Source organism: Acinetobacter sp. LF10, from assembly GCF_048585715.1.
Classification (GTDB): Bacteria; Pseudomonadota; Gammaproteobacteria; order Pseudomonadales; family Moraxellaceae; genus Acinetobacter.
The window spans coordinates 1-12,893 of record NZ_CP184163.1; the positions used below are offsets into that span (position 1 = coordinate 1).

17 protein-coding genes are annotated in these 12,893 nt (G+C 38.5%); 5 read left to right on the forward strand and 12 right to left on the reverse strand.

All coding sequences use genetic code 11. The features are described from left to right. Nucleotides 1-275 precede the first annotated feature (275 nt). From fghA to ACN19N_RS15925, 7 genes are all read right to left on the reverse strand, one after another. Nucleotides 276-1,109 carry an S-formylglutathione hydrolase gene (gene fghA / locus ACN19N_RS15895; RefSeq protein ID WP_000439570.1) on the reverse strand — a complete coding sequence of 278 codons (834 nt, stop codon included), beginning with the start codon at nucleotides 1,107-1,109 and terminating at the stop codon, nucleotides 276-278. Between the two features lie 473 nt (nucleotides 1,110-1,582). Beyond that, on the reverse strand, nucleotides 1,583-1,981 hold the full coding sequence (locus tag ACN19N_RS15900; protein ID WP_000235176.1) for a VOC family protein: 399 nt from the start codon (nucleotides 1,979-1,981) through the stop codon (nucleotides 1,583-1,585). 52 nt (nucleotides 1,982-2,033) lie between these two features. Then, a complete protein-coding gene (locus tag ACN19N_RS15905; protein ID WP_000842148.1) occupies nucleotides 2,034-3,143 on the reverse strand; it encodes an S-(hydroxymethyl)glutathione dehydrogenase/class III alcohol dehydrogenase in 1,110 nt (369 codons plus the stop codon). 21 nt (nucleotides 3,144-3,164) lie between these two features. Beyond that, nucleotides 3,165-3,440, reverse strand: coding sequence for a metal/formaldehyde-sensitive transcriptional repressor (locus ACN19N_RS15910; protein ID WP_001133626.1), 276 nt, complete (start codon nucleotides 3,438-3,440; stop codon nucleotides 3,165-3,167). Nucleotides 3,441-3,752: 312 nt separating this feature from the next. Further along, nucleotides 3,753-4,292: a plasmid replication DNA-binding protein gene (locus tag ACN19N_RS15915; protein ID WP_033134789.1), complete on the reverse strand. Its 540-nt coding sequence runs from the start codon at nucleotides 4,290-4,292 to the stop codon at nucleotides 3,753-3,755. Nucleotides 4,293-4,358: 66 nt separating this feature from the next. Next, complete coding sequence (gene repM, locus ACN19N_RS15920) at nucleotides 4,359-5,282, reverse strand: replication initiation protein RepM (protein WP_023271596.1); 924 nt, start codon at nucleotides 5,280-5,282, stop codon at nucleotides 4,359-4,361. 539 nt (nucleotides 5,283-5,821) lie between these two features. Continuing rightward, nucleotides 5,822-6,994, reverse strand: a complete 1,173-nt coding sequence (locus ACN19N_RS15925; RefSeq protein WP_167588530.1) for a MobA/MobL family protein — start codon at nucleotides 6,992-6,994, stop codon at nucleotides 5,822-5,824. Nucleotides 6,995-7,299: 305 nt separating this feature from the next. Between ACN19N_RS15925 and ACN19N_RS15930 the strand changes: the two genes are divergently transcribed. After that, on the forward strand, nucleotides 7,300-8,076 hold the full coding sequence (locus ACN19N_RS15930) for a hypothetical protein (protein ID WP_004762676.1): 777 nt from the start codon (nucleotides 7,300-7,302) through the stop codon (nucleotides 8,074-8,076). Nucleotides 8,077-8,300: 224 nt separating this feature from the next. Beyond that, nucleotides 8,301-9,500 carry a hypothetical protein gene (locus ACN19N_RS15935; protein ID WP_004762678.1) on the forward strand — a complete coding sequence of 400 codons (1,200 nt, stop codon included), beginning with the start codon at nucleotides 8,301-8,303 and terminating at the stop codon, nucleotides 9,498-9,500. A gap of 72 nt (nucleotides 9,501-9,572) precedes the next feature. On the opposite strand, the gene ACN19N_RS15940 is transcribed toward ACN19N_RS15935, so the two are convergent. Further along, nucleotides 9,573-9,815 (reverse strand): hypothetical protein, encoded by a 243-nt coding sequence (locus ACN19N_RS15940; RefSeq protein WP_004762680.1) that lies wholly within the window; start codon nucleotides 9,813-9,815, stop codon nucleotides 9,573-9,575. 147 nt (nucleotides 9,816-9,962) lie between these two features. On the opposite strand from ACN19N_RS15940, the gene ACN19N_RS15945 reads away from it, so the two are divergent. Further along, nucleotides 9,963-10,196: a hypothetical protein gene (locus ACN19N_RS15945; RefSeq protein ID WP_004762682.1), complete on the forward strand. Its 234-nt coding sequence runs from the start codon at nucleotides 9,963-9,965 to the stop codon at nucleotides 10,194-10,196. 63 nt (nucleotides 10,197-10,259) lie between these two features. On the opposite strand, the gene ACN19N_RS15950 is transcribed toward ACN19N_RS15945, so the two are convergent. Beyond that, nucleotides 10,260-10,775, reverse strand: coding sequence for a hypothetical protein (locus tag ACN19N_RS15950; protein WP_002125020.1), 516 nt, complete (start codon nucleotides 10,773-10,775; stop codon nucleotides 10,260-10,262). A 53-nt stretch (nucleotides 10,776-10,828) separates the two neighbouring features. Here ACN19N_RS15950 and ACN19N_RS15955 point away from each other — a divergent pair, with 53 nt between their 5' ends. Beyond that, a complete protein-coding gene (locus tag ACN19N_RS15955) occupies nucleotides 10,829-11,389 on the forward strand; it encodes a macro domain-containing protein (RefSeq protein WP_002125033.1) in 561 nt (186 codons plus the stop codon). A 1-nt stretch (nucleotide 11,390) separates the two neighbouring features. Here the strand turns inward: ACN19N_RS15955 and ACN19N_RS15960 are convergent, their stop codons facing one another. The 3 genes from ACN19N_RS15960 to ACN19N_RS15970 all read right to left on the reverse strand — a co-directional run bounded on the left by ACN19N_RS15960 (nucleotide 11,391) and on the right by ACN19N_RS15970 (nucleotide 12,358). Beyond that, entirely contained in the window at nucleotides 11,391-11,777 is a 387-nt protein-coding gene (locus tag ACN19N_RS15960) for a type II toxin-antitoxin system death-on-curing family toxin (protein ID WP_002125026.1), read from the reverse strand. Beyond that, nucleotides 11,774-11,953 (reverse strand): hypothetical protein, encoded by a 180-nt coding sequence (locus tag ACN19N_RS15965; RefSeq protein ID WP_026441249.1) that lies wholly within the window; start codon nucleotides 11,951-11,953, stop codon nucleotides 11,774-11,776. The genes ACN19N_RS15960 and ACN19N_RS15965 overlap by 4 nt, the downstream gene beginning before the upstream one ends. Nucleotides 11,954-12,022: 69 nt before the next feature. Next, nucleotides 12,023-12,358 (reverse strand): hypothetical protein, encoded by a 336-nt coding sequence (locus ACN19N_RS15970; RefSeq protein WP_002125021.1) that lies wholly within the window; start codon nucleotides 12,356-12,358, stop codon nucleotides 12,023-12,025. Between the two features lie 220 nt (nucleotides 12,359-12,578). Between ACN19N_RS15970 and ACN19N_RS15975 the strand changes: the two genes are divergently transcribed. Then, nucleotides 12,579-12,734 (forward strand): hypothetical protein, encoded by a 156-nt coding sequence (locus ACN19N_RS15975; RefSeq protein ID WP_171327138.1) that lies wholly within the window; start codon nucleotides 12,579-12,581, stop codon nucleotides 12,732-12,734. Nucleotides 12,735-12,893: the final 159 nt, after the last annotated feature.

The following is a 12,893-nucleotide window of genomic DNA, read 5'->3' on the forward strand; positions in this document are numbered from 1 at the left end:
GGATAGTTAACTACATGGTATTTCTGTTCGATTAACTAGCTCTTTCAGCTTTTCCAAGAAATCACGGCTTAGTATTAGCTCCTCTACTTTTTTATCTGATATGGGCTTTGTTGCATAAAGATTTTGTAAGCTTCTGATTTAAATAGGTTTGTATGAATTTCAACCTAAAAATTAAATGAACAAAATCAGTTGGTTATGTATTTATGCAACAAAGCCCCTTAAAACCAAATAGAAATGTCCTATACAGACATTTCCAAGTCAGGGTCTCCCAATGTTCAGCGATTCAATGCAGCCGCATGGTGGGCCATGTGTTCGCTCAAGTAGGTCGAAATAAAGTAGTAGCTATGGTCATGACCAGGCCGCAGATTGAGCGTTAGCGGGTGGTCTACCTGTTCACACGCGGTACGCAACAGTTGCGGTCGAAGCTGGTGCTCGAGAAACTCATCGCTCAGCCCTTGATCGACAAGCAGCGGTAAGCGTTCTTGCGCCACGCGAATCAGCTCGACCGTGTCATATTGCTTCCAGGCTTCCAGATTCTTTTCGCCCAAGTAAGCCGCCAGAGCCTTCTGCCCCCATGGAACTTGCGTAGGCGCCACGATCGGCGAGAACGCCGAGACACTTGCATAGCGACCGGGGTTGCGAAGCGCAATAACCAGAGCGCCATGACCGCCCATGGAGTGCCCACTGATGCTGCGTCTTGACGACGCAGGGAAGTTCGCTTCGATCAGCGCTGGTAATTCGTCGACCACATAGGAATACATCTGATAGTGATCGCTCCAAGGTAGCTCTGTGGCGTCTACATAGAAACCCGCACCTTGACCTAGATCATAGGCAGCATCGTCTGCAACGCTTTCTCCGCGCGGGCTGGTATCTGGGGCTACGACAATGATTCCGTGCTCCGCGGCATACCGCTGCACCGCAGCCTTGGTGATGAAGTTCTGTTCGGTACAGGTCAGACCTGAGAGCCAGTACAGAACTGGGAGCTTTTCATGCTCAGCCTGAGGCGGAAGATAGATTCCAAACCTCATCATGCAGCCAAGCACTGTTGACTCATGCTGAAAAACGTCCTGCCAACCCTCGAAGCTGGCGTGATGTTCAATGCGTTCCACGGATTTTCTCCTTATTTCAACGAGGTGGTGCTCAGGCGCCAATCAAGACGAATTTTCGTTCCATCCAGGATTAGTTAAAAATGCTTCACCGCACCACTCAGCAGGTTTTCAGCGTTGTCGCTGGCATGAAGATCGCTGCTACAAACCCAGACGCCACCACACCACGAAGGTCGGATGTCGACTTCAATGTACAAACAATAAAGTGTGTAATTCAGGGAGCCACTACCGCGATGCTCATTTTGGATTCTGTGTTTCTTGCATCACGCACCGAACTTTCAGTCCGATCGTGCTCATTGACCGTCTTTGGCTATGAAGGCGAGGTAACAGCCTTTCTGAGCTCTAATCAGCAGATAGAGGCTCAGAGTACCGTAAACCGTGTGGCATGAGCGGGCATGCCACACGGTTGCAGTGGAAGATGAGATTGTTTTTGGCTGGAACCAGTCCTTACACAATGACCTCACTTCTCCTAGGTTTTAGACAAAGGTGTAGGCGCAGACCTTATTACCAGCCGGATCACGCAGGTAGGCCGCGTAAGCACCCGGCAGGTGGCCACGTGGGCCAGGCTGACCTTCATCGGTGCCACCAGCGGCGAGGCCGGCTGCGTGGAATGCATTTACCTCTGCAGGGGTGGCAGCTGCGAAGCCTACCGTCACACCATTACTGGTGGGTTCTGCGCCATTGCTTGGGCGGGTGATCATGAAAGCAGGTTTGTCGCGACCGTACAGAACCCAATCGTTACCGAATGGCCCTAGGTTTTTAATGCCGAGGGCACCTAGAGCGGCATCGTAGAATACAACCGACTTCTTAAGGTCGACTGCGCCGAGGAAGACATGGGAGAAAATATCGTTACCGGAAATTACTGGAGTAGCCATTAAAGTGTTTCCTTGATGGTTGGTTTTGAAAAATTAGGTATTGATCCGTGGATCAATAGTGAATGACAGTGCGAATTGACTTACCTTCATGCATTAGATCAAAGGCTTCATTGATCTGATCCAAGCCCATCGTATGTGTCACAAATGGTTCTAATTGAATTTTACCTTTCATGGCATCTTCAACCATTCCTGGAAGTTGCGTACGACCTTTTACGCCACCAAAGGCAGAACCTAGCCATTTACGACCAGTAACCAGTTGGAATGGACGGGTAGAGATTTCCTGACCTGCGCCAGCTACACCAATAATTACGGATTGTCCCCAGCCACGGTGTGCACTTTCAAGGGCTGCACGCATTACATTCACGTTGCCAATACATTCAAATGAATGATCTACACCCCAGCCAGTCATTTCGACAATGACTTGCTGGATTGGTTTATCGTAGTCTTTAGGGTTCAAGAAGTCCGTTGCACCAAACTCTTTTGCCAGCGCAAATTTATCTGGATTCATGTCAACCACAATAATACGCCCTGCTTTAGCTTGACGTGCGGCTTGTACGACTGCCAAACCAATACCACCTAAACCAAAGACCGCAACACTATCACCTTCTTGTACTTTAGCCGTGTTATGTACTGCACCGATACCGGTTGTTACCCCACAACCCAGTAAGCAGACATGTTCGTGATTGGCTTCAGGATTGATTTTAGCCAATGATACTTCTGCCACTACAGTGTATTCACTGAACGTTGAGCAGCCCATATAGTGGTAAATCGGTTGACCATTGTAGGAAAAGCGAGTGGTACCATCTGGCATTACGCCTCTACCTTGAGTTTCGCGAACGGAAATACACAAGTTCGATTTTCCAGATTTACAGAATACGCACTCGCCACATTCAGCAGTGTAAAGTGGAATAACATGATCACCTGGTTTGACGCTAGTCACGCCTTCACCAACCTCAACTACAACACCAGCACCTTCATGCCCGAGAATAGCCGGAAAAACGCCTTCAGGATCATCGCCAGATAAAGTAAATGCGTCTGTATGACACACACCAGTATGGGAGATCTTGATTAATACTTCACCTTTCTTCGGTGGTGCAACATCAACCTCAACAATTTGAAGAGGTTGACCAGGACCAAACGCAACAGCAGCACGTGACTTCATGGAATAATTCCTTATACAGATCTATTTTAAATATGATTTTAGAATCTTGGCGATTTCAGCCAATTCTTCTTTTCGTTGTTGTTCTGTGGTTTCACCTGATACTAAAGTGTCCTTTAAATGAACCTCCAACATTTCATTCATTAAACCATTAATAGCACCACGCACAGAGCATATTTGTTGCAGAATTGCACCACATTCCACATTGTCTTCTAAAGCTTTTTCAATCGCTTCAGCCTGACCCTTGATTCGTCTGACACGCGTCAGAATCTTTTTTTTATCTTCGACTTGATTTGGCATAAAGCTAATTCCTTAAATTTTATTATAGTATAGTACCCTATAGTATATAGAATGACAAGAAGCCTTTATAAAATTAATAATTGATAAAAGCTTATAATTAAAAAATTCTATATCTATTTTTAAGTTTTTATAAAATTAACATAATACGCCTTATACGAAATGCGTTATAATTCTCTTTAGAAATCAATGCTGTAGTTTCTAGTTGATAGCCCATCTTCCCCAAGGTGGGCTTTTTTTATGATTTTTCACGTTCCACGCCTATTCTTTGATCAATGTTGCACAACTTTGTTCATCTCAGTTAAACAATCGTGGTTAATCATAGGGTCTAAAAAAACGACTCCAAAACCCCCTTTTCTCAGGCTCTGGTTCAATGTGCTCAGGCACAGGAATGCGCTTATTTTCACTAGCCTCTGGTTCTTTTTGCATCATAGCTGCGACTTCTTCTTCTTCATTTTCCTCTGTCATCTGAGTGGGTTCTGGGTCGACAGACGTAGGGATATGAGGTTTTGGGGCCTCTAAAAGACGTTGCATAGCTTCAATTTGTTCTTGATAAAAAGATTCACGCTCTAATGATTGGTTTTCTCTAAGTAAAGCTTGATTCAATTGTTTTTCAAGTATGTCAACCTGTCGTTTTAATAAGTCAACTTCAGTCAAGTTTTGACTGTTAGTTGATTGACGTAAGTTGACATCTGATACTTTACTTTGGGGTTCTCCAAATACTCTTAAAGCTTCTGAAAAGTCAATTAATCCATCAGAACCTTTCGATAAATTTCCTTTATTTATATGAGCATATATAGCTTGTCTTGAATATCCATACAGCTTAGCTAATTCTGAAACTGATAATTTTTTCATATTGTAAACTGGGAGTTAAATTGAGTTAATACTTCACTGTTAAGTTGACAAAGTCAATTTACAAACCTATTTGAATCCTAATTCTTTAAGATATGGAGAATATTCTTTAATTTTTTTAGGATCTGTTAAGTCTCTAGATATTCTAATTATAAAGTCATCATAGCTTTCACCTGCTTTACTATATTTTGATGCGAATGTGGGTTCATAAGCTAACCTACCTGAGAACAAAAGAATCTGTTTATCTGTCAATTGGCCAATCAGTTCTAGTTGTTCACTCCTTGTTTTAGAAATATTTTTAACTGACGTCTTTGGCTTAAATGAAAAGCTATAGCCTGAAATTGATCGTCCAGTTTTATGCTGTTCAGACTTAACATTGATGTCCGTAAAAGTATTGATTTGAGATATAGCTATATCTAGAACTCTTCTTTTGAAATTATCTGAGCGCGTATATTCATCATCCGCAATACCAAGTTGCTGCCTAAATTCTGAAATCTCAAATACTGGAGTTTGACCAGTGCTACGCCAAGCAACTAGTAGTTCATAAAGTCTAGTGGCATATCTGCTTGTCAATTGACTTACTTGCTTTAGTTCATAACTAGTAAATCGTTCCTCAAGCCTTGTAATTAATGGGACGACAGCTGGTGAAAAGATAAGACTTACTGATGCTTCATTATCAATATAGCTAATTTCGCTTACCCAACGGCTATGAGTAGTTTTTACATTCCCTTTATCTGTTAAAGATTGATAAGTGAACCTCCTATCAAATAAGACCTTACTTGCCTCTTTCAAAACAGCATAAGCCGTATGTTTCTCTACACCGAAATTCTCTATATAGCTGGATGCATGAATTACTAAAGCATCATTAGCATTGATTCCTTTACCTGTTTGTCTAGCTTCAATAATTGCTAGTAGAACTAGCCTTTGCTCAACTAAATCAAGATTATAACTTGCATTAATTAGAGCATTATCTTTGACAACTAAGTCTTTCATTATTCTTATTACTACATCATAAAATCATGTAGTAATACTACATCAAATATTGAAGTAGTCAAATGGTCGATAAACGTAGTGATATAGGTCGATAAACGTAGTGATATAGGTCGATAAACGTAGTGATATAGGTCGATAAACGTAGTGGTATTACCTCTAAAACTATTGCTATTAGAGGCTTTCAGCTACTCTAAAAGTATTTAAAAGTATTAAAAATTATTAAAAACATTGAGAATGAAAAATTGCCCGTGGTTTTCGCTACGCTCAAACTCTATTGAATCTCGCTTTCGCTCGATTCAGGGGCAATTTTTCGGTTAATTCCTTCGTGAATTTGAGAAAAAGCAAAAGCAACTCGGAATTCGCTTCGCTCATAAAACTTTATGCTCGCTTCGCTCGGTCTAGGCTCTCATTTCGACATCTAAACTTCACTTTTTTAGGTTTGTTAACCTAAAAAAGCGGTTTTTCAGAGGGCCGAGGCGCGACTTTTGGTGATATCGCTCGTAGACACTCGCTCTGTACTTTCTGATCCAGATCCATTTTTAAAAACCCAGACCATCATAATCATTTCGTTTCGGTTCAAGCTGTGAGGGGTGTATTTCAGGTTTTGGCTTCGGCTGTGATGTTGGTTCAATCACTGGTTTTGGTTGTACAGATAGGACTTTAAACTCCATGTCCGGTTCAGGGTATAACCTGGCGTTGTTGAGATTAAAATTGATGGTATCGATATCCCATTTTTCGTGATGCAGGATCGGTTGCTGGGTTTGAATAATTTCGTTGATATCGTGGCCCAGTTCTTTTTTGTTGCTGGCTTTTTTAATGAGGTGATTGAGGTAGTGCATCACTTCAGGAGAGCTGAAGGGTTCGTTTGAGCAGCTGTAGTAGTATTCATGCTGTTGATCAAAGTGTTGTTGGCGCTGTTCCAGTTCTCGTTCTTTGGCATTGTGTTGTCTGATTTTCTGGATTTCCGTCAGGTATTCCACAGTTTCATTTTGTTTGCCTGTCCCCAGTTTGGGTTCTGGTAGGTAGAGGGTGCCGTGTATCTCGTTGTATTTTTCGTAGTTGTCTGCCGAAACTTGATTTTTAATTTGGATCTCCTGGCCATCGATCTGGTAAGTCACGGTTGGGCTATGTTCTGCCAATGCGTCATTCAGGTGATTTTCCCAAGCTTTTCGGATATGCAGGAGGTAAGTGGTGTAATCAGCATGGCCATCCTGGAGCTGGATTTTCTTGGCACCGCCTTTGGCCGGATCTTGGGGATTATAGCGTTTAAAGTACTGTTCGGCTGTGCGTTCAATGCCGTCATCGGCTTTGAGGGAGAACATGAGGTGGCAATGGGGCTGTTCTTCGCCGCTGAGACGCGATTTAACGTTGTGTATGGCGTATGAATGTGGATATTGCTGTGGAGCTATATGTTTGTCTAAAAACGTCTCTATGAGCGTTTTACGCTGGTCTGGCGTGAATTCGTTGGGAAGGGCAATTTCATACTCGATGTAGACTTTGGCATTGGCTCGCTCAAAAGTATCAGCGGCTTGCCAAAACTCAATTGGATCTTTTACCCAGGACGGCATGCATTTGCCAGGTTCAACGTATTCTAAAATTTCGTCACTTTTCTTGCGGACGTTTTCGTATTGCATCAGTCGGGAAATATAGAGGTAGTGGCCCATTGCATAACCTTTATTTTTGTTTTTGACGCTGAAATGGTAGCTGGCCATGTTCACCTCTAAATGGTTTTGGACCGGTTTTTATGGAGTGAAACGAAATGAAAACCGCCCGGATTTGGAATGCCTCAATGGCTGAAAAATCCGGTTGAAGGGGGTCAAGGGGGAAGCGCCCCATTGCGTACTAGTTTCTCCGATGAGGAGAAACTGTCAGGTGCGAATTATTTAAATAAAAAATAGAAATTCTTTTCAAGAAATTTTATTTTTTATTTAAATAATTATTTTCAGACTGCCCTCTTTAAATATGGTAAAACCATATTTAAAGAGGTTGCAGTTCTGAAAATTTGGTGGCCGATGATATGACACTAGAAAAAGCAAAAAAGCGTGGTAGACCTTCTCAACTTTTACAAATGGCAGAGTTACATGCTTTCGTTGAGTTTTTATTAGAAAAAGATCCTCGTTCGGAACTTCAAAATCAGGTTATTGATGCACTACAAGCTGAAGACTTTAACTTTGAAATGTTGTCTGAAGCTCAGCAGATTCTTGTGAAAGAAGCGTTAAAACCGTACCGTGAGCATTTGAAGCTTCAGTTGTTGTTTGATGAGTTGGTGAGAACTCCGGGAAGGACTAAGTATGAAGAAAAATTTTTGGAGCTGTACCAAGATTATAAAAAAGATGATCTAGATCCAGCTGAAATGAATATCCTGAAAACAATGTGTACGCGCTATCTGAATTTTAAAGCGCAAAAGCTTGAATACAGTGACTTGGAGCTGTATTTGAGTCAGATTCAGAAAAAGGATGCCGGGAAAAAACGTAAAGCTGAAAATCAACGTAAGTTTGAAGTGGGCGGTGGGGTTTTAAGTCTTTATAAAGTAAAAGATGATGAAAATTTAGACAGTAAAAAGTTTCTAAAAGGAATCGAAATTGACCGTTTTCTTGCCGGGAAATTTCGTCAATCTCAACTTTATAAAAAGGTTTGGGCACTAGAGCGACCAAATACAGAAAAGTATCAACTACTTTTTGAGGTTCTCCATCAGCTGTCTGGATATAGCCTAAAAGGGCAGACTTTAACGCTTCTCGATTTAGCGATTATAGATGCTCAAAAAAAGATAAAAAGTAGGTCTGAAAAAGAATGAATTTTTTGACTGTCCGCTTTTTAGCTGACTTTTCTATTTTGGCAATTGTAAATTTATGCGAAATTTATTATTTTAAAAATAAGGTCGCCTACCGTACTTACGCATGAGTAGAAAAGGGATAAAAAACCATAGGTTTAATTTTTAAAGCCATATCTAAAATTTAATTTTCTTAAGTATCAACTCGTTTGGTTCTTAGCATTTAAACATGCGTTGCTAGAAGTCTTATGACACCAAAGATTCTTTGTATAAAGAGTTTAGAGTTGGAAGTAGAGAAAATTATGTCTATTCAAGAATTCGCATTTCAATTATCTAAAAAAATTCAGGAACAGCATTCTGTAAAGATTAGCCGTTCACATATTTATGAATTAATTGCTTTAGATCAGGACTATAGGACCTATAGCTCTTTTGTTGCTCAAAATCTTTTACTTGATGCTCAATATGATGATTCTGAAGAATATTATCAGCATGAATTAATTGATGCCCTAACTCTAGAAATATTGAAAAATCCGCCTGAAACAGATTATCTAAATTATAGTGAAGATGACCTTCATTGGGATGATTATGAAGGTAATGCTTTACTGGAAAAGATTAAAAAAATCACCATAAGACTTAAGGATTTACTAAAATTCGATGCGTCAGAGGAATTATATTTATCGATTTCTAAAACGGTCTATCGAGAACTTTTATGGCTTAACTTAGAAGTTATTAACTTTAATGTCGTAAGAAAAGCACTAAGTTATATCGATTTTGAAAATGGGATGGTAGATCACCTAGAACTTGATGGTGAATATTTCGAGTTTTCAGAAATTGGGGAGGCTTTTGAAAAGATTTTATCTTATGCGAAAGACCGTAAGAATGCTGATGCATATGCTCTATTAGGTGCTTATTATCGTTATTTAGCAAATCAAATAGCTCCTTATGGTCGACATGAATCAAATTTTGGGAGTCGTTGGGACAATCATAAACAAAAATATATCAATTCTGATGAGACTAAGAAAAATAAAGAAAAGTATGAAGAATACATAAAGCAAGCTGAACACTTTGAATCTTATATTAAAAATTCACCTATGAATCTTCATGAAATTAATTTGGATGCAGACAAGGAAACAGTTTACAACCAGATTCTGTACTTGTGTAATCGAGGTGATACGAGTGCTATTGAATACTTCCTGTATGAAGAAATTTTCAAAAATCATGGAGAAGCATGGTTATACATCTACTTAGCTCAAATGTGTGGAGTTGATTTCACGCAGGATGATTTTAGAGCCTACAATGCTTATACAGGTGAGGATTATGATGACTATGGACCTATGGAAATCGCAGGTCGTGAGGCAATTCAATATGCTATAGATTTATCAGAACTAGATGTTGATAAAGATAATTTAGCTAGGAAGATTGCTGCAGAGTTATTTGAGAAAATTTAATTCATAGTCTTATAAAAAAGAGAATTTGAAATCTGTATTTGACTCATAAAATACAGATTTCATTATCATCGTTTAACATCCTGGGATAAGTTGTAGAAAGGCTGCTCTAACTTCAGAAAATTCGGCTTGAGGGTGATCTTGTAAAAAATATTCGGTCCAAATGAATGTTGCTTCATGGCCGTCATAGCAAGGATTTACATCCAGATAAAAAGCCAATCGTGCTGTTATGCAAAGTTCAAGATCATTAATTAATGTCAATCCAATCTTTTTTGCTTGAGAAGAAATAAGAAGCTTGGGCTGTACGAAATGGTTCATAAAACAAGTCCTATCAAAAGAGTAAAATTGCTTGATAAGAGTATTTAAACACATAAATAATGTGTCAATAACATTATTTATGTGTTTAAATGTAAATAAATAATCTGTGCTATACTTTTCTATCAAAACAATTCTGCTTTTTAAACTATGCCTTACGAAGAATTTCAAAGACTTATAGGTAAGTCTGGCCTTTCTATTAAAGAATTTGCAGCACTTTTAGATATGAATGCGAATTCAATTACCAACTATAAAAAGAACGGTAAAGTGCCCACTAGCATTGCAGTGATTGCAATCGTAATTTCAGATATGAAGGATGATGGTCTGGACTTTTATCCGATTTTTGAGAGAGTTCGGGCTTTCCGTGATCAAGATAGTATTTGACGTTAACCCAATTAAAGATTTAATTGGGTTCTAACAGCTGCATTTCGTAGATGAGATTTTATGTTAAATAGGGGTAATTAAAGATTGAATTTCAACCCCATTTTCATCAACTAATTCAATACCAACTGCTTTTAAACGATCTATAGGATCACCTGTTTTCAAACACCATCCATTAGGCATATTTGTTTTTAATCCTGAAAATTTAGTATCTAACTTTTTCTGTTCTTCATAGGAAATATGGGCTACACCAAGATTTCTTTGTAGAATTTTGGAGAGTTCAGCATCTGATAATTCATTGCTTTCAATTAATACCCATAAGTTGTTAAAGACATAAGCCATGGGAACAATATGTTCTTTCCATGGCTTAATAGCCATTGCTGATTTATTATTAAAAATATTCTTTGAGTATCCTTTAAAAAGCAGTTCATTTTCTGGATGAAATAAATGCTCCATTAATCTGGAGCTATATCCCCATGGTTTATTAATGTTTTCTTGAAGAGTGATAATGTTTTTTACATGTTGAATGATTAAATCACACGTGCTCTTAATATATTGATTAATATGTTCTTTTTCAGTCATGTTGGTTTTCCAAAAAATTACTGCTACCTTAGCGATTTTATTATAGTGATAAAATGAGTAATCTTAAGAAAGTTATTTTAATCCAAACAGATATTACAACATTCGCTGTACAGGCTATCGTTAATTCAGCGAATAAGTCTTTGCTTGGTGGCAGTGGGCTTGATTATATCATTCATAAAAAAGCAGGACCTTTGATGAAGACTGAATGTATTCAACTTCATCAAGAAAAAGGCGGGTGTTCAACTGGACAAGCAGAAGTTACTACTGCTGGAAACCTGCCTGCCCAATATCTTATTCATGCTGTTGGGCCAAGATGGTTAGATGGTGAGCGTAATGAACCACAATTGCTTTGTGATGCTTATAGTAATGCGATTATGAAAGCTAACCATGTTGGTGTAAAAACTATTTCTTTTCCAAACATCAGTACAGGTGTTTATGGTTTTCCTCGCCAACTGGCAGCCGAAATTGCAATTGGTACCATACTTTCAACACTTCCCCAATATGACTGTGTTGAAGAAGTATTTTTTGTATGCCGAGATGATGAAAACTATTTAATTTATAAGGAGATACTTTCTAACATTAACGACCCAAAAATAAAAATACAGATTGAATAAATTAAATTATAGATAGCTCATATAAGAATCCTGCTACCAGTTTGGCTAAAAGCTCATGATCTTCTTGGGATTCAACGATATCAACCATTAAATCATCTAAACCCGTGTGTTCTTGAATGGTCACACCTTGGATTTCAAGATAAGTTAGCATCACTGCTAGCCCTGTTCTTTTATTTCCATCGACAAATGCATGCCCTTTAGAAATTGCAATACCAAACCATGCAGCAATTTCAAAGATATCACTCACATTACTGTAATACATTTGCTGATCTATACGGTTTAGGACGCTTTCCAGTTTCTCAATCTGGCAACCAGATCGACCTACACCTGTTTGAAGCAAAATCTCGTCATGTACAGCAATTACGAATGTCGAACTAATCAAGCTCATTTATAAGCTAACTCTTGTATTTCTGCTTTATGTTGCTGGATCACTCGTCTAGCACTATGCATAACAACTCGTTTAGTTGCTTCATCATTACTAAACTTTATAGGTAAAACTTGTCCAGAAACCTTTTCACGACTAGATACTTGTTCAATATTATAATCTTTAAGACGTTTTCTCATATCGCTTACCATTCTAAGAGTGATCGTGTGTATTTTAACGCAAGTTTGTTGATCTAACAGTAGTGTTGGTCAAATTTGATAGTGTGAGTCTTTTTTTAGCACCGATTGTTCTGGATTTAAATTAAAAAAATCATAGACTTTATTAATTTTTGATTTATATAACAATGTCTTATCCAAATAAATAATTGATTTTTCTTTGTTGGTATCAAAAATTACTCGACCTCTTGGGATCTGTTCATACTCATAGTTTTGTAGTTCAGAATACTTTTCTTGCAATGTAATCCAATATTCAATATGTGTATATGGGCTATCAATCAGGCCAATAGAGTCTGCTTTCGTAATATTAAAGGAATGTGCAATACCAATGACTTGATTATTCCAGTACCAAAAGATCCCTATTTTCATTTGTCTTTATGCCTAGTTTTAAGTTCAACTAAAATTAATATAATACGGATTATCCGAAAATATTCAGACAATAAAAAACCCCGACATCCTGTCGGGGTTTTTCGTATTGGGCTGTTAAGCATGACTCCTGTCTTGCTTCACGATCCTGGTGCGCTGATTTCTTATTGTTATCTGGAACATCCTGTTCTCAATGAGTTCATAATAGGAAATTGAACTGAGTATGGCTATTAGTGAATTTCCTGAATGGCTGTACGCCATAGCGTACATGGACATATCCTCAAATTATCCCGATATTTGTCCGCAGGAAATGGGGATAAAAGTGGGTTGTTGGGGCATTGAGAAATCAGGAAAAATTGAAATTTTGAGTATTTTTTAACCGATTTTATTGGCTAAAAGTGACAAAAATGCTTAAAAAGCAGCCGACTTGTTTCTGAGTCGGCATTTTGGTGTTTTTTGGGGTTATGTAAAATTTATAAGATTTTGATTTTATTAAAATAATAAAGATTTATTTCGTATAACGCCCATTATGTTAAAT